The organism is Caballeronia sp. LZ008, assembly GCF_031451435.1.
GTDB classification, from domain to species: domain Bacteria; phylum Pseudomonadota; class Gammaproteobacteria; order Burkholderiales; family Burkholderiaceae; genus Caballeronia; species Caballeronia zhejiangensis.
Genome location: NZ_JARUXK010000001.1, coordinates 576,833 through 600,806, shown reverse-complemented (window position 1 = coordinate 600,806; position 23,974 = coordinate 576,833). Strand labels below are relative to the sequence as shown.

Below are 23,974 nucleotides of genomic sequence, written 5' to 3'. Positions count from 1 at the left end.
TTGCGCATCTACGAACGATACTTCGCGCGCCAGATCTACCTCGCGTTCATCTTCATCCTGTTCGCCTTCTCGGGGCTGTTCTTCTTCTTCGACCTGATCAACGAGCTGAACACGGTCGGGCACGGCAAATACAACTTCATGCTCGCGGTGCTGCGCGTCGGGCTGCAGACGCCTTCGCGCTTCTACGAGATCATTCCCGTCGCCGCGCTCATCTCGGCCATTTACGTCTTCGCGCAGATGGCGGCAGCCTCGGAATTCACGATCTTCCGCGTGTCGGGGCTTTCGACCGGCGCGGCGCTGCGCTCGCTGATGAAGATCGGCATTCCGCTGGTGTTCATCACGTACCTCATCGGCGAAGTGATCGGGCCATACACGGACCAGTTGTCCGAGCGCGTGCGGCTTGAGGCGCTCGGATCGTCGGTGTCATCGAATTTTCAGTCGGGCGTGTGGGTCAAGGACACGTTGACGGCGAAAGAGAACGGCGAACAGGTCACGCGTTTCGTCAACGTCGGCACGCTGAACCCCGATACGACGATCGCCAACGTGCGAATCTACGAGTTCGATTCGAAGTTCCGCCTGACCAACGTACGCATCGCGAAGACGGGTGTGTACGCGCCGCCCGGCCACTGGAAGCTCACCGGCGTGACCGACACCCGCCTGAACGACGCGCCGCCGCAGGCCGTCAATCCCGGCGACACGTTGAATCCGGTGTATCGCGCGACGCAGACCACGCTGCCGGAGTACTCGTTGCGCTCCGAGCTGACGCCGCAGATTCTGTCGGTGCTGCTCGTGTCGCCGGACCGGATGTCGATGTTCAACCTCTTTCGCTATATCCAGCATCTGACGGAGAACCATCAGGACGCGCAGCGCTATCAGATCGCGTTCTGGCGCAAGATTCTTTATCCGTTCGCGGTGTTCGTGATGCTGATTCTGTCGCTGCCGTTCGCGTACCTGCATACGCGCGCGGGCGTGGTCGGCGTGAAGGTGTTCGGCGGCATCATGATCGGCATGAGCTTCCAGTTGTTCAACACGCTGTTCTCGCATATCGGCAATCTGAATACCTGGCCCGCGCCGCTCACGGCGGCCGCGCCCGCGCTCGCCTATCTGGCGGTCGGGTTGATCGGACTGAAGTGGGTCGAGCGGCACTGACGTTTCTTCTCTGACGGAGAACGCGCGATGAAGAAGCACGGCATCATCCTGTTCGGTCACGGCGCGCGCGATCCGCGCTGGGCCGAGCCATTCGAGCGGCTCGCGCAGAAGTTGCGTGGTTCGCGCGGCGATCAGCCGGTGGCGCTGGCGTTTCTCGAGTTGATGTCGCCGGATTTGCCGGCCGCAGTGGCGCGGCAAGCCGCCGATGGATGCGATGCCATTACAGTCGTGCCCGTGTTTTTCGGACAAGGCGGGCATGTGCGTCGCGACTTGCCGGAGATCGTCGAGAAGTGCCGGAAGGCACATCCCGACGTTGCGATTTCCTGCGCGACGGCAGTCGGGGAAGATGACGCGGTGCTGGAAGCGGTCGCGGGGTATTGTTTGCGGCAGATGGGCGCGTAGATCAACGCTGGCCGTTCGGCCGAATGGCACCCTCCGAATCGAGCGCCTCTACTTGGATTGACTTTTCCGTATATCCGATTGGGCTCCGTATGAATCTGCTCATTTCCAAGTGGGCAATAGCCTCGCAGTACGCATTCCCGCGCCAGCAACTCGAAAAAGAAGAAAATCAAGCTCGTCGACTTTTGAATTCCGAGATCCAAAGCAAAAGGAGCGCACCGTCTCCGGTGCGCTCCTTGCTTTGAGCCTGTCGAACGACATCAAGCCGCCGCCTGCATCCCCTTCAAATGCACCTTCGGCTTCACCGCCGACGCCCGTTCGCGAAACGCCTCACCGATCATCAGCAAGCTCGGCTGCGACGGATCCAGCCACTCCTGCGCCTCACCCAGCGCCATGCGCGCGAGCGTCAACGTCAGCGTGCGTTCGCGCGGCGTGCTGCACGCCTCGACGATCGCCACCGGCGTCGAGCCCGGACGTCCCGCATCGATCAACTGCTGCGCGATGTCCGGCGCGCTGTCGCGGCCCATGTAGAACACGAGCGAATCGGCCTTCGCCTGCTCGCGAATCTCGTCGCTGTCCGCCGCACGCGAATGCGTCGCCAGTGCGACGCTGCGCGCCACACCGCGCAAGGTCAGCGAGCGCTTCAGCGTCGCCGCGCTCGCGAGCGCCGCCGTGATGCCCGGCACCACTTCGAACTCGATGCCCGCAACTTCGAGCGCGCGCATTTCCTCGTCGGCGCGGCCGAAGAGCATCGGATCGCCGCCCTTCAGACGCACCACGACACCGTGTTCCAGCGCAGCATCGACGATCTGCTTGTTGATGAAGTGCTGCGCCGTCGAACGCTGTCCGCAGCGCTTGCCGACAGCAATCTTCTTCGCGTTGGGCGCGTAGTCGAGCATCGCCGGTTCGACGAGCGCGTCGTGCAGCACGACGTCCGCCTGCTCGAGCAAGCGCATGCCGCGCACGGTGATGAGATCCGCCGCGCCCGGCCCCGCTCCGATCAGATAGACCTTACCCATTGCAATCATCCGTCGCTAAATGTCGATCAAGCCGCGATCGAACGAATCATGCCGGCGGCGACCGTGTGATGCGTCGCTTCATCGATCAGCACGAACGCGCCGGTGCCCTGATGCGTATCGTACTCGTCCGCGACGATCGGCTTCTGCAACGTGAGCGCCACGCGGCCGATGTCGTTCATCGCGAGCGTGCTGCGATCGACCGAATGCGACAGCGTATGCACGTCCAGCACCTGCTTCACCGCGCCGATGCGCGCGAACACCGTGTTCGTCGTCTGTTTCAGCAGATATTTGCGCTGCGGCGAAAGCGGCTCTTCGTCGAACCAGCAGAGGTCCGCTTCGAGCTTCTTCGCCGGCTCGACCTTCGCCGCGGCGGGCACGAAGGTATCGCCGCGCGACACGTCGACGTCTTCCGTCAGGCGAATCGTCACCGTCTGGCCAGCGAACGCGCGATCCACCGGCGCGACACCACCCGGCACCGGCGCGATGATCTCGGCAACCGTCGCTTCGCGGCCGGCGGGCAGCACGGTCAGCGCATCGCCGACGCGCACTTCGCCCGCTTCGACGCGGCCCATGTAGCCGCGGAAATCGTCGGCTTGCGAGCCGTCCTGACGCGCGACCCATTGCACCGGGAAACGCAGCGCCTGATCGTTCGGCTGCGCGACCGGCAGCGATTCCAGCAGATCGAGCAGCGGCTCGCCTGCGTACCACGGCATGCGCTCGCTCGCCGTCACGATGTTGTCGCCCTTCAGCGCCGACACCGGCACGAAGCGCACGTTCGACAGCCCGAGCTGACGCGCGAGCACGACGTACGCATCGCGAATCTCGTTGAAGCGCGCTTCGCTGTACTCGACCAGATCCATCTTGTTGATCGCGACGATCACGTGCTGCAGACCGAGCAGCTTGACGATCGCGCTGTGGCGCTTCGTCTGCGGCAGCAGTTGCGCGACGCCGTCCTCGAACGTGACGCGCGTTGCGTCGACGAGAATGATCGCCGCATGCGCCGTCGACGCGCCCGTCACCATGTTGCGCGTGTACTGCTCGTGGCCCGGCGTATCGGCGATGATGAACTTGCGCTTCGCCGTGGCGAAATAGCGATACGCGACGTCGATGGTAATGCCCTGCTCGCGCTCGGCTTCGAGGCCGTCCGTGAGCAGCGAGAGGTCGATTTCATCGCCGACCGTGCGCTTGTTCTTCGCGCGCGAAATCGCCGACAACTGATCCGACAAGACGGCCTTGCTGTCATACAGCAGACGGCCGATCAGCGTGCTCTTGCCGTCGTCGACGGAACCCGCGGTGATGAAGCGCAACACGCCCAGATCTTCAGCTTGATAGATGCTCATGACTCGTTTCTTCCTGTGGCGTGATGCTTAGAAATAACCTTGCTTCTTGCGCTGTTCCATCGCGGCTTCGGAAGCCTGATCGTCCATGCGCGTCGCGCCGCGTTCCGTGATTTCCGTCACGGCCGTTTCCGCGATGATCTTCTCGACGTCATCGGCATCGCTCGCGACCGGGCACGTGCAACTGATATCGCCGACGGTGCGGAAACGCACTCGCGCGATCTCGGCGGTCTCGCCTTCGCGCACCGGCGTGAGCGGCGTTACCGGCACGAGCAGGCCGTTGCGGCGCACGATCTCGCGCTCATGCGCGTAGTAGATGTTCGGCAGTTCGAGCTTTTCGCGCGCGATGTACTGCCACACGTCGAGCTCGGTCCAGTTCGAGATCGGGAACACGCGCAGATGCTCGCCGTTGTGCAGACGCGCGTTGTAGATGCTCCACAGTTCCGGACGCTGCGCCTTCGGATCCCACTGGCCGAATTCATCGCGGAACGAGAAGATGCGCTCTTTCGCGCGCGCCTTTTCTTCGTCGCGGCGCGCGCCGCCGATCATCGCCGTGTAGCCGTATTGCTCGATGGTTTCGAGCAGCGTCACCGCTTGCGCGGCATTGCGCGAATCCGTCTCGCGACGCAGACGCACCGTGCCCTTCTTGATCGAATCCTCGACATGACCGACGACGAGCTCCGCGCCGATCTCGGCCGCGCGGCGATCGCGGAAATCGATCACTTCCTGGAAGTTGTGACCCGTGTCGATGTGAACCAGCGGGAACGGCAGCGTCGTCTTGCGGCCCCCGCCGAGGCCGAACGCCTTGAGCGCGAGCGCCAGCACGACGACCGAATCCTTGCCGCCCGAGAACAGGAGCGCGGGCTTGCTGCATTCCGCGACCAGTTCGCGAATGATGTGGATCGACTCGGCTTCGAGCCAATCCAGGTGATCCATGCGAGTCGCCTTGTTGACGACCGGTGCGGTGACGTTAGAGTCGAGCGTCGTGCTCATGTTCGTCGATCCTTTTTCTAGCGGCGCTTCTATGAGCGCCGCGTTCAGTGACAGGGGGTAGTGCCTTAGATCGCGGAGCTTGGTGCTGCTTCGACGATCTTGATATTCGTGATGTGCAAGCCGCATTCCTTCGTATCGCGCGATTCCCACCACCAGCGTCCGGCGCGGCTGTCTTCGCCGGGGCGCACCGCGCGCGTACAAGGCTCGCAGCCGATGCTCGGATAGCCGCGCGCGTGCAGCGGATTCACGGGCACATCGAAGGCTTTCAGGTAATCCCACACATCGGTTTCGGTCCAGTCCGCGAGCGGATTGAACTTGGCGATGTTGCGCGGCTCGTCGCGCTCTTCCTCGTGCAGCTCGGCGCGCGTCACCGATTGTTCGCGGCGCTGTCCCGTCACCCACGCGGAGACATCGGAAAGCGCGCGATTGAGCGGCTCGACCTTGCGGATATGGCAGCAGCTCTTGCGCAAATCAATGCTTTCGTAGAACGCGTTCAGACCGTGATCGCGCACGTAGGCATCGACCGCGTCCTGTTGCGGATGAAACTGCTCGATGTCGTAGCCGTAGCGCGCTTTCACGGTATCGAGCATGCCGAGCGTTTCCGCGTGCAAACGGCCCGTATTCAGCGAGAAGATGCCGATCTTCACATCGCGCGAAAGGATGGCGTGCGTCAGCACCATGTCTTCGGCGGCGAGACTGCTGGCTAGCTTGACGTTCTGGTGGCGCGCCGCGATCGAATCGAGCAGCGCATCCAGGCGTTCAACCTTGGCTTGCAATTCAGGCGTCATACATCAGGCTCCGAGCGCTGCGACGAGCGCCGCGCGACGACGGAACAGCGGTTCCGGATTGTCGGTCGCGCCCTGATACAGATTCGTGAACTCGGTGAACGCGTTGAGCGCGTCGTTGATGTCCTTGTCCGCGCGCACGGCGAACGCATCGAAGCCGCAGCGCGCGTGGAATGCAACCTGATCGCGCAGCACGTCGCCGATTGCGCGCAGTTCGCCCGTCCACTGATAGCGCTCGCGCAGCAAGCGGCCGATGGAAAAGCCGCGGCCATCGCGGAACACCGGGAAATCGACGGCGATCACGGAAATCTGCGCGAAATCCGCGACGATGTCGGCGGGTTCGTCGTCCGGCGCGAGCCACACGCCGATGTCTTCTTTCGCGCGCGACGCGACGATCGCCGGCTTGTGCTCTTTCCACAGCGCAAACGGCACGATGATCTTGCCGGTCGGCAGCGCATCGACGGCGGGCAACGTACCGTCTTCGGCGGCGCGCACAACGGTGAAACTGTCTTCGACGACCGCGCGGTTCTTGATAATCAACGTCATTTGCAGATCCTTAAGCGTGAGCCTGGCGCGATGCGTACACGCGCTCCTTGAACGGCGCCATGCCGATGCGGCCGAACGTCTCGATGAAGCGCTCGCCTTCGATGCGGTTATCGACGAAAGTGTCGATCACTTGCGCGATCACGTCGGGCATCTCTTCGGCCGAGAACGACGGGCCGATCACCTTGCCGAGATGCGCGCCGGTCGCGCCCGAGCTTTGCTCGCCGCCGAGCGTCACCTGATACCACTCCGAGCCGTCCTTATCGACGCCCAGAATGCCGATATTGCCGACGTGGTGATGACCGCACGCGTTGATGCAGCCCGAGATGTTCAGCGAAAGGTCGCCGAGGTCGTGCACGTAGTCGAGATCGTTGAAACGGTCCTGAATGGCGAGCGCGATCGGGATCGACTTGGCATTCGCGAGCGAGCAGAAATCGCCGCCCGGGCACGCGATGATGTCCGTCAACAGGCCGATGTTCGCCGTCGCGAAACCGAGCGCCTTCGCGCGTTCCCACACCGTGTGCAGATCGCGCTTCTTCACGTTCGCGAGAATCAGGTTCTGCTCGTGCGACACGCGGATTTCGCCGAACGAGAATTCATCGGCGAGCGCGGCGACGTCGTCCATCTGCTGATCGGTGGCGTCGCCCGGCGCGATGTGGCGCTGCTTGAGCGAGAGCGTCACGGCGGCGTAGCCCGGCACCTTGTGCGGACGCACGTTGCGCTCGACCCAGCGCGCGAACGGCTTGCTGTCGATCAGATGCTTTTCATAGGAAGCGTCGGTGTCCGCGAGCTTCTCGTAGACGGGCGGCGCGAAGAACTTCGACACGCGATCGACTTCTTCCTGCGTGAGCGTCGACGGGCCGTCCTTCAAGTGTTGCCACTCTTCCTCGACCTGCTTGCTGAACTTCTCCGGCGACAGCGCCTTAACGAGAATCTTGATACGCGCCTTGTACATGTTGTCGCGACGGCCGTAGCGGTTGTACACGCGCAGCACGGCTTCGCAATAAGTAAGCAAGTGTTGCCACGGCAGATCGCGCTTGATGATCGCGCCGACGATCGGCGTGCGGCCGAGGCCGCCGCCCGCGAGAATGTCCATCACGACTTCGCCTTGCGCGTTCTTCTTCAGATACACGCCGAGATCGTGGACTTGCACGGCCGCGCGGTCTTCCGCCGAGCCGTTCACCGCGATCTTGAACTTGCGCGGCAGCCACGCGAATTCCGGATGGAACGTCGACCATTGACGCAGAACTTCCGCCCACGGACGCGGATCGACCTGCTCGTCGGGCGCGACGCCCGCGAACTGATCGGCGGTGATGTTGCGGATGCAGTTGCCCGACGTCTGGATCGCGTGCATTTGCACCGACGCGAGCTTGCGCAGGATTTCCGGCGTCTCTTCGAGCTCGACCCAGTTGAACTGGATGTTGGTCCGCGTCGAGAAGTGACCGTAGCCGCGGTCGTGCTCGCGCGCGATGGTGGCCAGCATGCGGAGCTGGTCGCTGCGCAGGTTGCCGTACGGGATCGCGATGCGGTGCATGTACGCGTGGCGCTGCATGTACAGGCCGTTCTGCAAACGCAGCGGACGGAATTCTTCTTCGCTCAATTCGCCCGACAAACGTCGGCGGACCTGGTCGGCGTACTGCGCGACACGTTCGTCGACGATGCGTTGGTCGATCTGATCGTATTGGTACATTCGGGGGCCCCAAGTTCTTGTGTAAAGCGCAGCGTCCTAGGTTACGCGGCGCGTCTCGTCCATCGAATATCCATTGAGTCGCTATTGCCCGAGCCGTTCAGACTGAACGCTCATTTGCTTATGACAGATGGAGATATGGATATTGGAAAAATTGGACTGATAGTAAAGAACCTGCTATATATTGCAAACGACTGAAAAATTACTTTGATATGCCCGGTAGTAATAAACAAAGGCTATAAATGAATCTGCATCAGTTTCGCTTCGTGCGCGAGGCCGTCCGGCAGAACTTCAACCTGACGGAAGCCGCCAAGGCGCTGTATACGTCGCAGCCGGGCGTCTCGAAAGCGATCATCGAATTGGAAGACGAGTTGGGCGTCGAAATCTTCACGCGGCACGGGAAACGCGTGAGGTCGCTCACCGAGCCGGGGCGCATCATTCTCGCGTCGGTCGAGAAAATCTTGCAGGAAGTGGAAAGCCTGAAGCGCGTCGGTAAGGATTACGCCGCGCAGGATCAGGGCAATCTCGTCATCGCCGCCACGCATACGCAGGCGCGTTATTCGCTGCCGTCCGCCATCGCAGAATTCAAGAAGCGCTTCCCGAAGGTCCACCTTTCGATTCTGCAAGGCAGTCCGACGCAAGTCGCCGAAATGGTCATCCACGATCAGGCCGATATCGCCATCGCGACGGAAGCGATCGCCAACTATAAGGAACTGGTGTCGCTGCCCTGCTTCCAGTGGCAGCATCTGGCCGTCATGCTGCCGGATCATCCGCTGTTGGAGCGCAAGACGCTGACGCTCGACGATCTCGCGCAATTCCCGATCATCACTTACGAGGCGTCGTTCGCCGGGCGCACGAAGATCAATCAGGCGTTCGCGCTGCGCAATCTGACACCGGACATCGTGCTCGAAGCCATCGATGCCGACGTCATCAAGACTTACGTCGAACTGGGGCTCGGCGTCGGAATTCTGGCGGATATCGCGTTCAATCCGGAGCGCGATCGGCATTTGCGCGCGATGCCGGTCGGACATCTCTTCGGCACGAACGTCACGCGGCTCGCGCTCAAACAGGGCGCGTACCTGCGCAGCTATGTGTATACGCTCGTCGAACTGCTGTCGCCGTCGCTGAATCGCAAGCTGATCGAACAGGCGCTGTCCGGCGAGCACGAGAGTTACGAGCTTTGAATATCGGCGGCGCCCGCCGCCTAGAAAATCCTGCCCATTTGGAGACCATCCGATGACGTTGTCGAAGTTCACGCGCCGGCTCGCTGCCGGCGTCGCCTTGTCCGTAGTTGCCGCCGCCGCGCACGCCCAGTTGAAGGTCGGCATCGATCTGTCGAGCACCGGTCCGGCCGCCGCCATCGGCATCACCAGCAAGAACGCGATGCTCATGTGGCCGAAAACCATCGCCGGGCAGAGCGCGGAGTACATCATCCTCGACGACGGCTCGGATCCGGGCGCGGCCGTGCGCAACATCCGCAAGCTCATCAGCGAAGATCACGTCGATGTGATCGTCGGGCCGAACATCACGCCGGCGGCGCTCGCCGCGCTCGATCCCGTCGCCGAATCCGAAACGCCGATGATCACGCTGATCGGCTCGGCATCGGTCGTGGAGCCGCAGGAAGGCAAGAAAGTGTGGGCGTTCAAGATGGCGCAGACCGATCGCGCGATGGCCGACGTCATGACGCGCTACATGGCCAATCACGGCGTGAAGACGGTGGGTTTCATCGGCTTCGCGGACAGCTACGGCGATAGCTGGCTCAACGAGTTCACCAAGTTCGCCGATCTTCGGCATATCAAGATTGTCGCGAGCGAGCGTTTCAATCGCACCGATGCGAGCGTCACCGGCCAGATTCTCAAGCTGATGGCAGCGAAGCCCGACGCGGTGCTGATCGCGGGCGCGGGCACGCCGACGGTGTTGCCGCAGCGCACGCTCGTCGAGCGCGGCTACAAGGGCGCGATCTATCAGACGCACGGCATCGCGACGCCCGAGTTCATCAAGCTCGGCGGCAAGGACGTCGAGGGCACCCTGTTCCCGACGCAGCCGGTCGTCGTCGCGCGGACGCTGCCGGCGGATCATCCGTCGAAGAAGGCTGCGCTGGCGTTCGCGAATGCGTATGAGGAGAAGTACGGCAAGGGCACCGTGACGCAGTTCGCGGGCGATGCGGCGGGCGTGTATCCGCGTCTTCAGGACGCCGTGGCGCGCGCGCTGAAGACGGCCAAGCCGGGCACGAAGGAGTTTCGCGTGGCGCTGCGCTCGGAACTCGAGCATGCGCACGAACTGGTCGTGCCGAACGGCGTCGTCAATACGAGCGCGACGGATCACGTCGGTCTGGATCAGCGCGCGAGCGTAATGGGCGTCATCAAGAACGGCGCATTTACGTATCTCGCGCAGTAATGTCCTTTGTTCTGAAAACGCTGCTGTCGATGCTTGCCGGCGACGGCGTTTTCGGTCATAATCGCCGACTCGATTGGCTCGTTGGTTCGCTCTGTTCCGCTACGAGTCGATTCAGGCCCAGGTGGTGAAATTGGTAGACGCAGGGGACTCAAAATCCCCCGCCGCAAGGCGTGCCGGTTCGATTCCGGCCCTGGGCACCAGGATTGTTGAAAAAGCCGCTCCGTTGTGAGCGGCTTTTTTGCGTTTGGGGCACGGCTTCGGCGTCATTTCGGCATCTCGCCGGGTTTCGCGGCAATCTGCGTTTGAACGTTGCCTGAACCGCGCCCGACTTCGACGCGCGGCTCATCGCCCGCAGTCTTCCGATAAATCCAGCCCACGACGGGCGGAACGACGAACCTGGCGATCGCGTAAGCCAACACGACAGGCCAATACTCTCGAAAGAAACCCAGCACGAAGTTCAACATTTTTCCACCCACGCCTTCCATTCATTCACCGCGATCGAAAATACATAGTAGACCAGAGCATCCCGAAGAGGATGCATAGGCAGAATCGCCCGAACTTCCTCACTGAACGAAGCGACGAGCAAGTATATCCAGAGAAGCATCCCGATTAGAGAGGCGAAAATTCCCAGATTCGCGACAAGAAACGCCTCAGCGATTCGTCGCTCGGAGAACCATCGAGAATAGGCGCCGCGGCGAAGCTCACCCGGCAGCACCGTCAACGCAAGATTCAGACTGACGCTCGACGCGACGAGCGAAATCGGAAAGAAGTCATCCCTGCCCGGCTGCTTCAGCGCCACCCTCCAGATGTATTCGATCGCGCCCATGAATAGCGGCAGTCCGACGATCAGTTGCCGCGCCGTCGCGTCGAAGCCCTTCGATTGCATTGTCATCGTCCTTATGTGCGTGATGACACGCAATTTCGCCGATGACGCGAGCGCGCGTACGTCGTCCGTCCGGCTATGTGCGCTCTCGCGTAGACGCGCACTGCCGCGTCAGCAAAAAATGGCCTCCATCGGCATTCGGAACCCCGGCGCGCGGAGCATCGCGGGGATGCTCGCACGCGCAGCGCCCGCATTTCGGGTTGCTTAGGACCCTCTCGATGTCGTGACCCGCTCGCGCGACGCGCCGAGCCATAACTCGAAGAAAGGTACGACATGAATCGACCTGATCACTCGCTGTCTCTCGACTCCGTCATCTGCAAGCGCTGCAACACCGTTTCCCCTGCCTCGGAAGACACCTGCCCCGCGTGCGGCGCCGATCGTCAGGGCGCGATTTTCACGAGCCGCGCGGCCGAAGCCGCCGCGGCCGCCGCGGCGCCGGTGCCCGCGCCGCTCGACATTCTCGACTGGGACGATAGCCACTGGCTGCAGCGCCTCGTGCGCCGCAGGATGCTGACGTCCTATCCGAACTTCGTCGAGCCCGATGCGCAGGATCAGCGCAAGCCCGCCCGCACCGGCATGGCGATGCTGGTCGGCGGGGTGATCGCCAGCATCGCGGTCGGCGGATACTTTTATGCGCGTCTGGACGACAACGCGCCGTCGCCGAGCGCGGAGCCCGGTATCAGCGCGGCGGGATCGATTCGCGACGGCGCCTCCGGCGCGTCCAAGGCCGATGCCGCGCGGCACGCATCGTTGGCGCGCTCCAAAGCGGATACGCCGAGTGCGCAGCCTGTCCCGTCAGCGACGACGACAACGACGATCGCGAAGAAGCCCGCGCCGATAGCGGAAACCGCGTCTGTCGCGCCGCGCGTCACGGCATCGAGCATGTTGCCGACGACGCCGCACGTTGCGGCGAACGCGGCTCCGGCGAGCAACGCGTCGCCAGCCATGATCGCAACTGCGAAGCCCGCGACGCCCGTTCCCACGACGAACGCAGCCGCAGCGACAGCCGCATCGGTCGCTGCCGTCGCGCCGCCGACCAAGCCGACGACACCGGTCGTCGCATCGCTGCAGAAGCCTGAACCGCGCGTGGTCGCGACGATCGCCGCAGCGGCGCCGGTGCCGCCGAAACCGGTGACGCAAGCGCCCGCGCCCGTCGCCCGCGCGATCGAGCAGCCTCGAAATACCGCGCCCGTCGCCCGACAATCCGAACAGCCGCGCAGCACCGCGACGGTCGCCTCGATCGACAAACCGCCCACGCCCGCCACGCCCGCCGTTCAGCCTGCGCCGGAGCCGCTTCCCGCAGCCGTCGCGCGGAGCATCGCGGCGGTTCAGCAAGCGCTCGCCGGGCGCGACCTCGCGGCGGCGCGCCGTCACATGCGCGGCCTCTCGGCGAGCGAGCCGCGCAGTCCGGAAATCCAGCAGCTCGCGGCCGAATTGTCGCGTCAGGAACGTGCGCGCGACGGCGCGATAGCGAACGCGCGCGCCTGCGCCGCCAACATGGAAGCGGCGTGCGCGTTGCGCAACGCACGCCGCGCGGTCGCGCTCGACCCGCGCAACGGCCAGGCGCAGGCGACGCTGCGCCGCGCGCTCGCTGTGCAGAACGAGAGCAACACCGAGTACTTCCGCCAGGCGAGCGGCATCCCGAAGCCGGTCGTCCCGACGATGACCTACGACGGCCGTTGGAACGCGCACGCCCATCATTCGGGGATACCGGATGACGACGATTCGCGCTTCACGCTCTTCGGCCTGGGCGTGCCGGCCGTATCGAAGGGACGCGGCGACGCGCATTGATGTACTGACGCGCCATTCAGCATGATGCAAACGGAATAAGCCGCAACGCACATCCGTTTAAAGGTGACGAACGAGCTGCCGGCGAACCGCGCCGAAGGAGTCACCATCATGCAAACCGGATTGTTGCGCCGTCTGGTGGTTTGCGCCGCCGCGGTCGTCTCGCTCGCGGGCATCGCCTCGTGCGGCGGCGGCTCGGACGACAACATGCCGACGGCGACACGTTTCAAGATGTCGATCGTCGTCTCCGATGGCGCCGTGTCCGCGCCTCACACCGACCCGAATCTGAAGAACGGCTGGGGCGTGGCGTTCAACCCGAACGGCTTCGTTTGGGTCGCCGACAACGGCACGCAGACGGCCACGCTCTACGACGGCAACGGCGTCGTTCAGTCGCTGGTCGTATCGATCCCCCCGAGCGCGTCCGGGCCCGCCAAACCGACCGGAATCGTCTTCAACAAGGGACCGGATCTCACGCTCTCGCGCAACGGCAAGTCGGGCGTCGCCGCGTTCGTCTTCGCGGGAGAAGGCGGCTCGATCACCGCGTGGGCGCCCGCCGTCAACATGACGCACGCGTTCACCGCCGTCGATTCGAGCGCGTCGGGCGCGATCTACAAGGGACTCGCGATCGCCACGACGTCGACGGGCGCGCATCGCCTTTACGCGACCGATTCCATAACAACAAGGTCGACGTCTTCGACGGCACGTTCACGAAGATCGCCGTGCCCGGCGGCTTCAGGGACGCGCAGATTCCGGCGGGTTTCGCGCCCTTCGGCATTCAGACGATCGGCTCGAAGATACTCGTCACCTACGCGAAGCAGGACGGCGACGCCGAGGACGACGTGCCGGGCGCGGGCCTGGGCTTCGTCGACGTGTTCGACATCGACGGCAATCTGACGCAGCGCTTCGCGGCGAACGGGCCGCTCAACGCTCCGTGGGGCATCGCGCAGGCGCCCGGAAACTTCGGCACGTTCAGCAACGATATCCTCATCGGCAATTTCGGCGACGGCACCATCAACGCGTTCGATCCGAATACCGGCGCGTTCGTCGGCGCGCTCACGGATACCGGCGGCGCGCCGCTCGTGCAGCACGGTCTGTGGGGCATCGCGTTCGGCAACAACCTGAACGCGCAGCCGTCGAACACGCTGTTTTTCGCCGCCGGGCCGAACGACGAAGCCAACGGCGTGTATGGCCGCATCGACATGCAATGACGAGCACGCGACGATTCCCTGGGCGATGACGCTGGCCGCGGACGCATGGCCGTCCGAAAGCGCATCGCCACGCTCGGCGCCGCCCGCGGTTTGGGCGGCGCTTTTTTTGGCGATGCGAAGCGCGCCGGCGCGCGCGGACCGAAAGCGCGGCTTGCTAGAATGCGCGCTTCAACTCCGCTCATCCGATGGACCTCGAAACCCTCCTCTTCTCCCAAGGCTTCGGGTCGCGCCGCCAGTGCCGCGGCATCGTGGCCGAAGGCCGCCTGCGCATCGCGGGCATCGTGCGCGACGATCCGCACGCCCATCTCCCCGTCACGCCCGGTCTCGAATTCGAAGTCGACGATCATCTCTGGACGTATCGCGAGAAGGCGTACATCGCGCTCAACAAGCCCGCGGGCTACGAATGCTCGCGCGATCCGCAGCATCATCTGAGCGTGTTTCATCTGCTGCCGCCGCAACTCGCCGAGCGCGGCGTGCAGGCCGTCGGCCGGCTCGACCAGGACACGACCGGCCTGCTGCTGCTTTCCGACGACGGCGCGTTCGTGCACGCGTTCACGTCGCCCAAGCGCAAGGTGCCGAAGGTCTATCTCGCGACCGTGCGTCATCCGCTCGACGGTCTGCAACTCGCGAAGTTGCGCGAAGGCGTGCTGCTGCACGGCGAGCCGAAACCGAGCGCCGCGCTCGCCGCCAAACAACGCGGCGAACGGCTGCTCGAACTCACCGTGCTCGAAGGCAAATACCATCAGGTCAAGCGCATGGTCGCGGCCGCGGGCAACCGCGTGGAGAAGCTGCATCGCGAGCGGGTCGGCGGTTATGCGTTGCCCGACACGCTCGTCGAAGGCGCATGGCGCTGGCTCGAAGACGCCGATCTCGCCGCGTTGCGAAACACTTCGCATTGAGCATGCAAATCGGTGAATCCCCTCACCGGCGGACGCTGCGATGCAGCATGCCTTCCACGTTTCGTACTCTTATACTGGTCTAACGGATACCAAAATGATTACGAAAAAAGCAGGAGGGCATCATGGTCTCCCAATCGGCCGTTGCGCTGGTAGCGTTCGTCGCGCTGTGCGCAGTCCTCATCGGGGTGCTGGGCTTCGTCATGCACATGCGCCACAAGTATTCGCCGAATCTCATCGGCGCATTGATCGGCGCGTTGATGTGCTTCGTTCTGCTCGAAACGATTCCGGCGCTGATCTAACGCCGCGCGTTCTGCTTTAGGAACGCGTCGACCGTCGGATGGCGCAGCACGTAGCCCAGTTCGCGCTTCAGGCGCGTGTTGGCGAGCCGCCGCGATTCGCGCATGAACGAAAGCGTGACCGGCTCCAGGCGCGTTTGCGCTTCGCTGCGCGAAATGCGCGGCACGCGCGTCAGGCCGTAGGCATCGGCCACGCGGTCGAAGTAATCCGCCATGCGCAAATCCGTGTCGTCCGACGCGTTCACGACGCGCTGCGCACGCCCGCGCGCGAGCGCACGCACGAGAATGGCCGCGAGATCGTCGGCGTGAATGTGGTTCGTGTAGACGTCGTCCGGTTCGGCGAGCGCGGGCATGCCCTTTTCGATGCGCGCGATCGGCAGGCGGTTGGCCGCGTAAATGCCCGGAATCCGCACGATCGACACCCGCCAGCCGCTTTTCACGCCCGCCGCGCGCAACTGCCGCTCCGCCGACACGCGCCGCCGCGCGCGTTCGTTCGCAGGCCGCGCAGGCCGCGTTTCGTCGATCCACGCGCCGGCGCAATCGCCATAAACGCCGGTCGTGCTCGCATAGACGAAACGCGTGCGCTGCCCGTCCCGGCGCTTCGCGGCCGCACGAAGACCGTCGGGTACAATGAAAGATGTTTTTCCGGCGCGATCCGCATGCAGCCAATGGCTTGCGGCGGCGCGCGCCACCGAGCGGCGCGGTCTGCGCAGCGCGGCGATCAGCGCGCGCGTGCGGCGGTCCGAATCGCCGTCGCGCTGAGGCGGCGCGAGATGCAGCACGTCGCGTGCGAGGCCGGCGAGCCTTGCGAGGCTGCGGCGCACATCGAGATCGCCGGAAATGGGCGTCGCGCCGGCCGCGCGCAATTCGCCGGCGCGTTCGGGATGATGCGTGAGCGCGACGACGCGGGGCGCGGCGGCGCGCGCCTGCAGAAGCGGCAACGCGCGCATGCCGACATCGCCGCATCCGACGATCAGGACGCGCGCGCGGCGAAGGTTTCGAGTGGCGATCATCGGAGCATTTTATCCGTCGCCTGAAACCCGCGTGCGGCGTCCGAAAAGACTCACGAGACAACTCCACACATCGCAGAAATCGATCTATGGCTTTCAACGTAACGCTCCGGCAAAGCGGCCGGCAGTTTCAAGTAGAACCCGACGAACCGGTGCTGACCGCCGCGCTGCGCCAGGGCATCGGCCTGCCGTACGGCTGCAAGAACGGTGCGTGCGGTTCGTGCAAGGGCGCCGTCGTGAGCGGCGAGGTCGAGCAGGCGCCGCATTCGTCGTCGGCACTGTCGAACGACGAAAAGACGCGCGGCATGGCCCTCTTCTGTTGCGCGACCGCGCAGACGGATTTGACCATCGACGTGCGCGAAGTCGCGGGCGTCGGCGACGTCCAGGTGAAAAAGCTGCCGTGCCGCGTGAACGCGCTCGAACGCAAAGCCGACGACGTCATCGAACTGAAGCTGCAACTGCCCGCGAACGAACGCCTGCAGTATTACGCGGGCCAGTACATCGAATTCATCCTCAAGGACGGCAAGCGCCGCAGCTATTCGATGGCGAGCCCGCCGCATCACGAAGGGCCGCTCGAACTGCACATTCGCCACATGCCGGGCGGCACGTTCACGGATCACGTCTTCGGCGCGATGAAAGAGCGCGACATCTTGCGCTTCGAAGGCCCGCTCGGCACGTTCTTCCTGCGTGACGAGTCCGACAAGCCGATCGTTCTGCTCGCTTCGGGCACGGGTTTCGCGCCGATCAAGGCGATCATCGAACATGCGGTCTTCAAGAATCTGAATCGCCCGATGACGCTTTATTGGGGCGGCCGCCGCAAGAAGGATCTCTACATGATGTCGCTCGCCGAACAGTGGGCGCGCGAGGTTCCGAATTTCAAGTTCGTGCCGGTGCTCTCCGAACCCGACGCCGGCGACGCCTGGACGGGCCGCACGGGCTTCGTTCATCGGGCTGTCATCGAAGATCTGCCAGACTTGAGCGGCTATCAGGTGTACGCGTGCGGCGCGCCCGTGATGGTGGAATCGGCGCAGCGCGACTTCACGCAGCATCATCGGCTGCCGGAGGACGAGTTCTACGCGGATTCGTTCACGAGCGCGGCAGATCTCGCGCATCCCGTGTGAGCTTGCACACAACGTGCACGCGGACAAAAAATCCGCGTCCACGGTTTACAGGCGGCAACCGCTTAACGTATCCTTCGCGAATGCTCAAAACGCTGAACGCACTTCGACGTCGCCGCTCGCCGCTTCCCTAGGGATGCCGCTGGCTCGTCACGCACTGCGCTCACGGTTCGGTCTTGTCGAAGCGTACGAAATGAAGCCACGGAAATCCGTGGCTTTTGTTTTTTCCGCATCGTTTTCCTCTTTTTCTCGCACTAGCCTTCGTGGAGCCCGCTGTCATGAATTTCAATGAGTACCCCGTTGATTCGCTGATGTACATCACGAACCGTCCCGAGATCGTGTTCACGCATGGCAAGGGTTCCTGGCTCTACGACAACACGGGCAAGCGCTATCTCGACTTCATCCAGGGCTGGGCGGTGAACTCGCTCGGCCACTGCAACGAAGGCATGATCGAGGCGATGGAAAAGCAGGCGCGCACGCTGATCAACCCGTCGCCCGCGTTCTACAACGCGCCGATGGCGCAGCTCGCCGGCCTGCTCACCGCGAACAGTTGCTTCGACAAGGTGTTCTTCGCCAACAGCGGCGCGGAAGCGAACGAAGGCGCGATCAAGCTCGCGCGCAAGTGGGGCAAGAAGTTCAAGAACGGCGCGTACGAGATCATCACGTTCGACCACAGCTTCCACGGCCGCACGATCGCGACGATGTCCGCGAGCGGCAAGGCCGGCTGGGACACGATCTACGCGCCGCAAGTGCCGGGCTTTCCGAAGGCCGATCTGAACGATATCGCGTCGGTCGAGAAGCTCATCAACGAGAAGACCGTGGGCGTGATGCTCGAGCCGATTCAGGGCGAAGGCGGCGTGATTCCCGCGACGCGCGCATTCATGCAGCAACTGCGCGAATTGACGAAGAAGCACAACATCCTGCTCATCGTCGATGAAGTGCAAAGCGGATGCGGCCGCGCGGGAACGCTGTTCGCGTACGAGCTGTCGGGCGTCGAGCCGGACATCATGACGCTCGGCAAGGGCATCGGCGGCGGCGTGCCGCTCGCGGCGCTCCTGTCGAAGGCGGACGTCGCGTGCTTCGATGCGGGCGATCAGGGCGGCACCTACAACGGCAATCCGCTGATGACGGCGGTCGGCTACTCGGTGATTTCGCAACTCGTCGCGCCGGGCTTTCTCGAAGGCGTGCGCGAGCGCGGCGAGTATCTGAAGCAGGAACTGCTGAAGCTGTCGGACGAGCGCGGCTTCAAGGGCGAGCGCGGCGAAGGTTTGCTGCGCGCGTTGCTGCTCGACAGCGACAAGGGTCCGCAAATCGTCGAGAAGGCGCGTCTGATGCAGCCCGACGGCCTCCTCCTCAACGCGGCGCGCCCGAATTTGCTGCGCTTCATGCCCGCGCTCAACGTGACGAAGGACGAGATCGACCAGATGATGACGATGCTGCGTTCGGTGCTCGATTCGCTGTGATCATCCGCACTTTCGATGCAGGCGATCGCGACGCCGTGATCGCCCTGTGGCGCGATGTGTTTCCGGAGTACGCGGACGCATCGCGGCCGCAGCGCGATCCGGCGCTGTCGATCGAGAACAAGATGCGCGCGCAACCGGAGCTGTTCTTCGTCGGCTCGATGGATGGCGAAGTGATCGGCACGGTGATGACCGGTTACGACGGGCATCGCGGCTGGGTGTATTCGCTTGCTGTCACGCCTGCGCTGCGCGGCCGCGGATACGGCAGTGCGTTGATGAAGCACGCGGAAGCGGCGTTGACGAAGCTCGGCTGCCCGAAGGTGAATCTGCAGATTTTGTCGTTCAAGACGGAGCTGCGCGGGTTCTATGAAAGGCTCGGGTATCGGATGGATGAAGTGGTGAGTTTGGGGAAGCGGCTTTGACGCGCGAACTCAGGCTGAACGCTTCGACAAGGCCGCTATCTTTCTCAGATGTCGACCAGGTTCAACAAGAAAAGCAGATTTGAGGCATCTCGTCGACGGCCGCTGCGCGTCTTTGCTTTCTTTGCGGATTGCGCGCCGCATCTTCTACCGACGAGCCGCGCACCTTGAACGACGGATTGGGTTCGATCGAAATGTTGCGAAAGACCACGTCCGTTGTGCCGCTTTCTTCCCTGTATTTCAGCGTCAGGTCTACGTTGTAATCAGTGAGCCAAACGCCGTCGTACTCCACGACGAATCCGCTCTGCGTCGCTACTGAGCAGTGGGTTTCGACTGCGGAGCCGGTGAGCGAAGCAAACACGTCGAACGCCGGTTTTGTGTTTCCGACCCGGCACTGCATGCGCTTTTCGCCCTTTCGGGAAGGCTGAGGAACGGACATATCAAATTCCGCCCCTTTGACCAGGGTCTGTGGGGTCGCGCGGATCGCAGTGCTATCCTTGAGGTTCGCCATGCCGATCTGGCTATCGCCCCACAGTTCCTGCGAACGCAGGTCCGCCATTCGGTAGTAGGTCCGGAAATAGGCCCATGTAACCGCACTATCTCCAGCGGTCGTGACGCTTTGCTCCGAAACGACACCATTGTCGTGACGGTTCACAAGAGTTGACGTGAAGGGCACACGCTTCAGTGGTGAGCGTGAATCGACCCAATCTGCTTCGATGATCAGTCGCTTGTAGGGAAGAATCTGGCTGCCCTTAGCGGGAAGACCGCGTTGCACCACCTCGCCATAGCTTCGAAAAGTATTGGCGCAGCATCGCGCCCTGCGGCGAATCCGGGTCGATACCTGATGATGCAAGCCGCGAGTTGAAGTCCGCCAAGTCTCTCGTCTCGGCGGATACGGGTGCGATCGGTTGAGTCTGTCCTGTCGCCGTCGCTATCGAGAGGAAAGCGAAGGCAGCCAAGAGCCAACGTATGATTTTCAAGCGTTGCATATATTCTTATCTGATCTGAGAGGTTCGAATGTGAATGGCCGAGCGAAAGGCGATGCAAGGCTCGCGATCATTGCGAAGTTGAATTCGAATCCGTGTCAACTCTCGCGTCGGCACATTTGGCAGCGCGTGTCACAGCGACGGGTTCATCCATGTCATGGCCGTCGATAAGACGAACGGATATCCAGCACTGCCTGCCCCTCATCTCGAGAAACGCATCGTAGTCACGGCCCGCAACCGGACTGAAAGTCACACGCGGTGGAGTACACCACCAATGGGCGTTACCCGCACTGCCGCTCGTTCCCATGCTCAGGACAATCGGCTGGCCGCCCGCCACCACATACTCTCTGATGGAATCCTTGAACTCCAGGCCGTCGACTCGCATGAACTCGCGCGGGCTCGGCGGCATGCCGATAACCTCGCTCCGCGACGAATATTTCCAATTGGCAAAAAAACCGTCGTCACCGGCCACCCATTCAGCTCCCTCGACGGAACCGCCATAACAGGCGTGATTGGGAAGGTACGAGGCAGTGCGCGTTCCGTTGCCGGAGAGAAGTCTGATACGCGCAGAGACCGCGCTATCGTATTCCGGCGCCGCGACGGTCACGTTATGACTGGGCTGCGGAAACAATCCGCAGCCCGTCAGTGCCATCGTGGCTGCGATGAGGAGGTGGCCGCGCTTCGGCAGCTGGCTGAGACTGGAGGTGAACATCGCGCAAAATCCCCGATTCTTGATCGGCATCCTGAGCTTCGATAGTGGGAAGAATCTGAGAAAGCGGGTAATGCGACAGATGACAAGAAAGCGAGAACGATTTGGCGAAGCACCCGTAATCCCGGAAAAGAAAAAAGCCGACTGTCTCGCGACAGTCGGCTCCCTTTCGAGCATCGGACGGTTAAGTCTTCACTCACCCAAATACGCCGCCCTGACCTTCGGATCATCGAGCATGACCTTCGCGTCGCCGGACATCGTCACCGTGCCTGAATCCATCACGTAACCGCGATTCGCCGCCTGCAACGCGAGACGCGCGTTCTGCTCCACGAGCAGCACCGTCAGCCCTTCCTTCGAGATTTCCCGCACGACTTCGAAGATCTTCTCGACCATGATCGGCGAGAGACCCATCGACGGTTCGTCGAGCAGCAAGAGCTTCGGGCGCGACAGCAGCGCGCGGGCCATCGCGAGCATCTGCTGTTCGCCACCCGACAGCGTGCCCGCGTACTGCGACGCACGTTCCTTCAGACGCGGAAAGAAGCCGAACATGCGCTCCGTGTCCTTCTGAATGCCGTCCGAATCGTTGCGCAGATACGCGCCCATCTGCATGTTCTCGAGAATCGACATGCGCGCGAAGATGCCGCGGCCTTCCGGCACCATCGCGAGGCCGCGCTTGAGCAGTTCGTGCGTCGGCACGCCCTTGATCGACTGGCCCATGTACTCGATATCGCCGCCCGAGTACGGCTTGAGGCCGGTGATGGCCTTCATCGTCGTCGTCTTGCCCGCGCCGTTCGCGCCGATCAGCGTAACCAGTTCGCCCTGCCCGACTTCGAGATCGACACCCTTCACCGCCTGGATGCCGCCGTAATTCACCTGCAGACCCTTGACCTTCAACATTGCGCTTGTGGTCGCCATTTAGTGCACCCCCGCACCCAGATATGCCTCGATCACCTTCGGGTCCTTCTGCACGTCCTGCGGCAGACCTTCGGCGATCACCTTGCCGTAATCGAGCACCGTCATGCGGTTGCACAATCCCATCACGAGTTTCACGTCGTGTTCGATCAGAAGAATCGTCTTGCCGTCCGCGCGGATCTTGTCGAGCAGACGCGTGAGCTCGACCTTCTCCGTCGCGTTCATGCCGGCGGCGGGTTCGTCGAGCGCGAGCAGCTTCGGATCGGTCGCCAACGCGCGCGCGATCTCCAGACGGCGCTGATGCCCGTACGACAGATTGCGCGACGTGTAATCCGCGTATTGCAGCACGCCGACGTATTCCAGCAGTTCGAGCGCGCGCTCCTTGATCTCGCGCTCTTCGCGGCGTTCGGCGGGCGTCTGGAACACCGCGCCGACCAGACCGTGCTTCGTGCGAACGTGACGTCCGACCATCACGTTCTCCAGCGCCGTCATGCCGCCGAAAAGACGAATGTTCTGGAACGTGCGCGCGATGCCCGCCTTCGCCACCTGATAAACCGCCGTCGGGGTGTACGCCTGGCCGTCGAGCTTGAACTCGCCCGAATCCGGCGTGTAGAGACCCGTGATCACGTTGAAGAACGTCGTCTTGCCTGCGCCGTTCGGGCCGATCAGACCGTAGATTTCGCCTTCCTTGATTTCGAGGCGTACGTCGGACAACGCCTGCAAGCCGCCGAAACGCTTGTTGACGCCCGTGACGGAAAGTCGTGTTTGCTTATCGCTCATCTTTCAATCCCCCGCCTTTAAGCACGCACCGGCTTCTTGCCGTTGCGCTTCGCGATCTTCGCGATCTTGTCTTCGTGTTTCGCGGCGGGCCACAGGCCTTCCGAGCGATACAGCATGATCAGCACCATCGCCAGACCGTACAGCAACTGGCGGATGACTTCGGTATCGACAAGCTGATGACCGAAGATGGCGTTCTGCAGCGGACCCATTGTCGTGCGCAGGAATTCGGGGAACACGGCGAGCAGCACCGCGCCGAGAATCACGCCCGGAATATGGCCCATGCCGCCCAGCACCACGCACGCCAGCACGACGATCGACTCCCAGAACGTGAACGATTCCGGCGACACGAAGCCCTGGAACGCACCGAACATCGCGCCCGACAGACCGCCGAACGACGCGCCCATCGCGAATGCGAGCAGCTTCACGTTGCGGGTGTTGATGCCCATCGCCTTCGCGGCGATTTCGTCTTCGCGGATAGCGGCCCACGCGCGGCCGATACGCGAATGCTGAAGGCGCGTACACACCCAGATCACGAACAGCGCGCACAGCACGAACAGGTAGTAGTACAGGTACACCGACGGGAATTTGAAGCCGAAGAACTCGTGCGTCTGCGCGAGGCTGTAGCCGCCGACGTGCACCGGATCGATACCCGTGATGCCCTTCGGACCGTTCGTGATGTTGACCGGACGATCGAGGTTGTTCATGAAGATCCGGACGATTTCCCCGAAGCCCAATGTCACGATCGCGAGGTAGTCGCCGCGCAGACGCAGCGTCGGTGCGCCGAGCAGCACGCCGAAGGTCGCGGCGAGCGCCATCGCGATCGGCACGATGATGAGGAACGGCACATGCAATCCGTTCGGCGCGAGCGCCGCGATCCACTCGAATTGCGTCGACAGTTGCGGCGACGACAGCAACGCCGCCGTGTAAGCGCCGACCGCGTAGAACGCGATGTAGCCCAGGTCGAGCAGGCCGGCGAAGCCGACCACGACGTTGAGACCCAACGCGAGCATGACGTAGAGCATCGCGAAGTCGAGCACGCGGACCCAGTAGTTGCCGCCCGCTGCGCCGATGACCATCGGCGCGGCAATCACGAACACAGCGGTGAGAATGCCGATGACGAGCGTCTTCGTCATGTTCTTCTCGGGGATGAGCGTCGTGGACGGCTCAATCGGTTGAATCGAAGTCATTTTTTTGAGC

24 protein-coding genes, 1 tRNA gene and 1 pseudogene are annotated in these 23,974 nt (G+C 63.0%); 12 read left to right on the top strand and 14 right to left on the bottom strand.

The window, feature by feature from the left end; all coding sequences use genetic code 11:
• Entirely contained in the window at nucleotides 1-1,149 is a 1,149-nt protein-coding gene (gene lptG / locus QCE49_RS02830) for an LPS export ABC transporter permease LptG (protein ID WP_008351117.1), read from the top strand.
• Nucleotides 1,150-1,176: 27 nt separating this feature from the next.
• Nucleotides 1,177-1,551, top strand: coding sequence for a sirohydrochlorin chelatase (locus QCE49_RS02825; RefSeq protein ID WP_008351118.1), 375 nt, complete (start codon nucleotides 1,177-1,179; stop codon nucleotides 1,549-1,551).
• A 257-nt stretch (nucleotides 1,552-1,808) separates the two neighbouring features.
• Here the strand turns inward: QCE49_RS02825 and cobA are convergent, their stop codons facing one another.
• From cobA to QCE49_RS02795, 6 genes are all read right to left on the bottom strand, one after another.
• Complete coding sequence (gene cobA, locus QCE49_RS02820; protein WP_008351119.1) at nucleotides 1,809-2,567, bottom strand: uroporphyrinogen-III C-methyltransferase; 759 nt, start codon at nucleotides 2,565-2,567, stop codon at nucleotides 1,809-1,811.
• 26 nt (nucleotides 2,568-2,593) lie between these two features.
• Nucleotides 2,594-3,907 carry a sulfate adenylyltransferase subunit 1 gene (locus QCE49_RS02815; protein WP_008351120.1) on the bottom strand — a complete coding sequence of 438 codons (1,314 nt, stop codon included), beginning with the start codon at nucleotides 3,905-3,907 and terminating at the stop codon, nucleotides 2,594-2,596.
• 27 nt (nucleotides 3,908-3,934) lie between these two features.
• Nucleotides 3,935-4,897: a sulfate adenylyltransferase subunit CysD gene (gene cysD / locus QCE49_RS02810; RefSeq protein ID WP_250458213.1), complete on the bottom strand. Its 963-nt coding sequence runs from the start codon at nucleotides 4,895-4,897 to the stop codon at nucleotides 3,935-3,937.
• A 65-nt stretch (nucleotides 4,898-4,962) separates the two neighbouring features.
• Entirely contained in the window at nucleotides 4,963-5,685 is a 723-nt protein-coding gene (locus tag QCE49_RS02805; RefSeq protein ID WP_244807757.1) for a phosphoadenylyl-sulfate reductase, read from the bottom strand.
• A gap of 3 nt (nucleotides 5,686-5,688) precedes the next feature.
• A complete protein-coding gene (locus QCE49_RS02800) occupies nucleotides 5,689-6,228 on the bottom strand; it encodes a DUF934 domain-containing protein (protein WP_250458212.1) in 540 nt (179 codons plus the stop codon).
• 10 nt (nucleotides 6,229-6,238) lie between these two features.
• A complete protein-coding gene (locus QCE49_RS02795; RefSeq protein ID WP_034472944.1) occupies nucleotides 6,239-7,915 on the bottom strand; it encodes a nitrite/sulfite reductase in 1,677 nt (558 codons plus the stop codon).
• Nucleotides 7,916-8,154: 239 nt separating this feature from the next.
• Between QCE49_RS02795 and QCE49_RS02790 the strand changes: the two genes are divergently transcribed.
• The 3 genes from QCE49_RS02790 to QCE49_RS02780 all read left to right on the top strand — a co-directional run bounded on the left by QCE49_RS02790 (nucleotide 8,155) and on the right by QCE49_RS02780 (nucleotide 10,509).
• On the top strand, nucleotides 8,155-9,096 hold the full coding sequence (locus QCE49_RS02790) for a CysB family HTH-type transcriptional regulator (protein WP_008351128.1): 942 nt from the start codon (nucleotides 8,155-8,157) through the stop codon (nucleotides 9,094-9,096).
• Nucleotides 9,097-9,148: 52 nt separating this feature from the next.
• Entirely contained in the window at nucleotides 9,149-10,309 is a 1,161-nt protein-coding gene (locus QCE49_RS02785) for an ABC transporter substrate-binding protein (RefSeq protein ID WP_008351129.1), read from the top strand.
• A gap of 115 nt (nucleotides 10,310-10,424) precedes the next feature.
• Nucleotides 10,425-10,509 (top strand) — tRNA-Leu (locus QCE49_RS02780).
• A gap of 63 nt (nucleotides 10,510-10,572) precedes the next feature.
• Here QCE49_RS02780 and QCE49_RS02775 read toward each other — a convergent pair.
• On the bottom strand, nucleotides 10,573-10,794 hold the full coding sequence (locus QCE49_RS02775) for a hypothetical protein (RefSeq protein ID WP_152563226.1): 222 nt from the start codon (nucleotides 10,792-10,794) through the stop codon (nucleotides 10,573-10,575).
• Nucleotides 10,767-11,195, bottom strand: a complete 429-nt coding sequence (locus tag QCE49_RS02770) for a hypothetical protein (RefSeq protein WP_250458211.1) — start codon at nucleotides 11,193-11,195, stop codon at nucleotides 10,767-10,769. Before QCE49_RS02770 ends, QCE49_RS02775 begins: the two co-directional genes overlap by 28 nt.
• A gap of 270 nt (nucleotides 11,196-11,465) precedes the next feature.
• Between QCE49_RS02770 and QCE49_RS02765 the strand changes: the two genes are divergently transcribed.
• From QCE49_RS02765 to QCE49_RS02750, 4 genes and pseudogenes are all read left to right on the top strand, one after another.
• Nucleotides 11,466-12,983, top strand: a complete 1,518-nt coding sequence (locus QCE49_RS02765; RefSeq protein ID WP_250458210.1) for a hypothetical protein — start codon at nucleotides 11,466-11,468, stop codon at nucleotides 12,981-12,983.
• Between the two features lie 108 nt (nucleotides 12,984-13,091).
• A pseudogene (locus QCE49_RS02760) lies at nucleotides 13,092-14,188 on the top strand (TIGR03118 family protein).
• 185 nt (nucleotides 14,189-14,373) lie between these two features.
• Nucleotides 14,374-15,087, top strand: coding sequence for a pseudouridine synthase (locus tag QCE49_RS02755; protein WP_008351140.1), 714 nt, complete (start codon nucleotides 14,374-14,376; stop codon nucleotides 15,085-15,087).
• A gap of 122 nt (nucleotides 15,088-15,209) precedes the next feature.
• Nucleotides 15,210-15,386, top strand: coding sequence for a hypothetical protein (locus QCE49_RS02750; RefSeq protein ID WP_008351142.1), 177 nt, complete (start codon nucleotides 15,210-15,212; stop codon nucleotides 15,384-15,386).
• On the opposite strand, the gene QCE49_RS02745 is transcribed toward QCE49_RS02750, so the two are convergent.
• On the bottom strand, nucleotides 15,383-16,396 hold the full coding sequence (locus QCE49_RS02745) for an NAD-dependent epimerase/dehydratase family protein (RefSeq protein ID WP_250458209.1): 1,014 nt from the start codon (nucleotides 16,394-16,396) through the stop codon (nucleotides 15,383-15,385). The two genes, QCE49_RS02750 and QCE49_RS02745, sit on opposite strands and share 4 nt — an antisense overlap.
• Before the next feature lie 86 nt (nucleotides 16,397-16,482).
• Between QCE49_RS02745 and QCE49_RS02740 the strand changes: the two genes are divergently transcribed.
• The 3 genes from QCE49_RS02740 to QCE49_RS02730 all read left to right on the top strand — a co-directional run bounded on the left by QCE49_RS02740 (nucleotide 16,483) and on the right by QCE49_RS02730 (nucleotide 19,393).
• Nucleotides 16,483-17,514 carry a CDP-6-deoxy-delta-3,4-glucoseen reductase gene (locus QCE49_RS02740; protein WP_008351145.1) on the top strand — a complete coding sequence of 344 codons (1,032 nt, stop codon included), beginning with the start codon at nucleotides 16,483-16,485 and terminating at the stop codon, nucleotides 17,512-17,514.
• Nucleotides 17,515-17,789: 275 nt separating this feature from the next.
• Entirely contained in the window at nucleotides 17,790-18,974 is a 1,185-nt protein-coding gene (locus QCE49_RS02735) for an acetylornithine transaminase (protein WP_244807751.1), read from the top strand.
• Entirely contained in the window at nucleotides 18,971-19,393 is a 423-nt protein-coding gene (locus tag QCE49_RS02730) for a GNAT family acetyltransferase (protein ID WP_008351148.1), read from the top strand. The genes QCE49_RS02735 and QCE49_RS02730 overlap by 4 nt, the downstream gene beginning before the upstream one ends.
• Nucleotides 19,394-19,454: 61 nt before the next feature.
• Here QCE49_RS02730 and QCE49_RS02725 read toward each other — a convergent pair whose 3' ends face one another.
• From QCE49_RS02725 to QCE49_RS02705, 5 genes are all read right to left on the bottom strand, one after another.
• On the bottom strand, nucleotides 19,455-20,165 hold the full coding sequence (locus tag QCE49_RS02725) for a hypothetical protein (RefSeq protein WP_175982809.1): 711 nt from the start codon (nucleotides 20,163-20,165) through the stop codon (nucleotides 19,455-19,457).
• A 281-nt stretch (nucleotides 20,166-20,446) separates the two neighbouring features.
• Nucleotides 20,447-21,118, bottom strand: coding sequence for a hypothetical protein (locus tag QCE49_RS02720; protein ID WP_008351152.1), 672 nt, complete (start codon nucleotides 21,116-21,118; stop codon nucleotides 20,447-20,449).
• Between the two features lie 159 nt (nucleotides 21,119-21,277).
• On the bottom strand, nucleotides 21,278-21,982 hold the full coding sequence (locus tag QCE49_RS02715) for an ABC transporter ATP-binding protein (protein WP_008351154.1): 705 nt from the start codon (nucleotides 21,980-21,982) through the stop codon (nucleotides 21,278-21,280).
• Between the two features lie 18 nt (nucleotides 21,983-22,000).
• A complete protein-coding gene (locus QCE49_RS02710; RefSeq protein ID WP_008351156.1) occupies nucleotides 22,001-22,777 on the bottom strand; it encodes an ABC transporter ATP-binding protein in 777 nt (258 codons plus the stop codon).
• A gap of 17 nt (nucleotides 22,778-22,794) precedes the next feature.
• A complete protein-coding gene (locus QCE49_RS02705; protein ID WP_008351157.1) occupies nucleotides 22,795-23,964 on the bottom strand; it encodes an ABC transporter permease subunit in 1,170 nt (389 codons plus the stop codon).
• Nucleotides 23,965-23,974 lie beyond the last annotated feature (10 nt).

Coding starts and splice junctions, on each gene's coding strand:
- QCE49_RS02785 (WP_008351129.1), top strand. CDS start 9,149: ATGACGTTGTCGAAGTTCACGCGCCGGCTCGCTGCCGGCGTCGCCTTG.
- QCE49_RS02740 (WP_008351145.1), top strand. CDS start 16,483: ATGGCTTTCAACGTAACGCTCCGGCAAAGCGGCCGGCAGTTTCAAGTA.
- QCE49_RS02795 (WP_034472944.1), bottom strand. CDS start 7,915: ATGTACCAATACGATCAGATCGACCAACGCATCGTCGACGAACGTGTC.
- QCE49_RS02750 (WP_008351142.1), top strand. CDS start 15,210: ATGGTCTCCCAATCGGCCGTTGCGCTGGTAGCGTTCGTCGCGCTGTGC.
- QCE49_RS02735 (WP_244807751.1), top strand. CDS start 17,790: ATGAATTTCAATGAGTACCCCGTTGATTCGCTGATGTACATCACGAAC.
- QCE49_RS02765 (WP_250458210.1), top strand. CDS start 11,466: ATGAATCGACCTGATCACTCGCTGTCTCTCGACTCCGTCATCTGCAAG.
- QCE49_RS02815 (WP_008351120.1), bottom strand. CDS start 3,907: ATGAGCATCTATCAAGCTGAAGATCTGGGCGTGTTGCGCTTCATCACC.
- QCE49_RS02800 (WP_250458212.1), bottom strand. CDS start 6,228: ATGACGTTGATTATCAAGAACCGCGCGGTCGTCGAAGACAGTTTCACC.
- cysD (WP_250458213.1), bottom strand. CDS start 4,897: ATGAGCACGACGCTCGACTCTAACGTCACCGCACCGGTCGTCAACAAG.
- QCE49_RS02720 (WP_008351152.1), bottom strand. CDS start 21,118: ATGCCGATCAAGAATCGGGGATTTTGCGCGATGTTCACCTCCAGTCTC.
- QCE49_RS02705 (WP_008351157.1), bottom strand. CDS start 23,964: ATGACTTCGATTCAACCGATTGAGCCGTCCACGACGCTCATCCCCGAG.
- QCE49_RS02755 (WP_008351140.1), top strand. CDS start 14,374: ATGGACCTCGAAACCCTCCTCTTCTCCCAAGGCTTCGGGTCGCGCCGC.
- QCE49_RS02805 (WP_244807757.1), bottom strand. CDS start 5,685: ATGACGCCTGAATTGCAAGCCAAGGTTGAACGCCTGGATGCGCTGCTC.
- cobA (WP_008351119.1), bottom strand. CDS start 2,567: ATGGGTAAGGTCTATCTGATCGGAGCGGGGCCGGGCGCGGCGGATCTC.
- QCE49_RS02775 (WP_152563226.1), bottom strand. CDS start 10,794: ATGGAAGGCGTGGGTGGAAAAATGTTGAACTTCGTGCTGGGTTTCTTT.
- QCE49_RS02715 (WP_008351154.1), bottom strand. CDS start 21,982: ATGTTGAAGGTCAAGGGTCTGCAGGTGAATTACGGCGGCATCCAGGCG.
- QCE49_RS02790 (WP_008351128.1), top strand. CDS start 8,155: ATGAATCTGCATCAGTTTCGCTTCGTGCGCGAGGCCGTCCGGCAGAAC.
- QCE49_RS02710 (WP_008351156.1), bottom strand. CDS start 22,777: ATGAGCGATAAGCAAACACGACTTTCCGTCACGGGCGTCAACAAGCGT.
- QCE49_RS02770 (WP_250458211.1), bottom strand. CDS start 11,195: ATGCAATCGAAGGGCTTCGACGCGACGGCGCGGCAACTGATCGTCGGA.
- QCE49_RS02745 (WP_250458209.1), bottom strand. CDS start 16,396: ATGATCGCCACTCGAAACCTTCGCCGCGCGCGCGTCCTGATCGTCGGA.
- QCE49_RS02825 (WP_008351118.1), top strand. CDS start 1,177: ATGAAGAAGCACGGCATCATCCTGTTCGGTCACGGCGCGCGCGATCCG.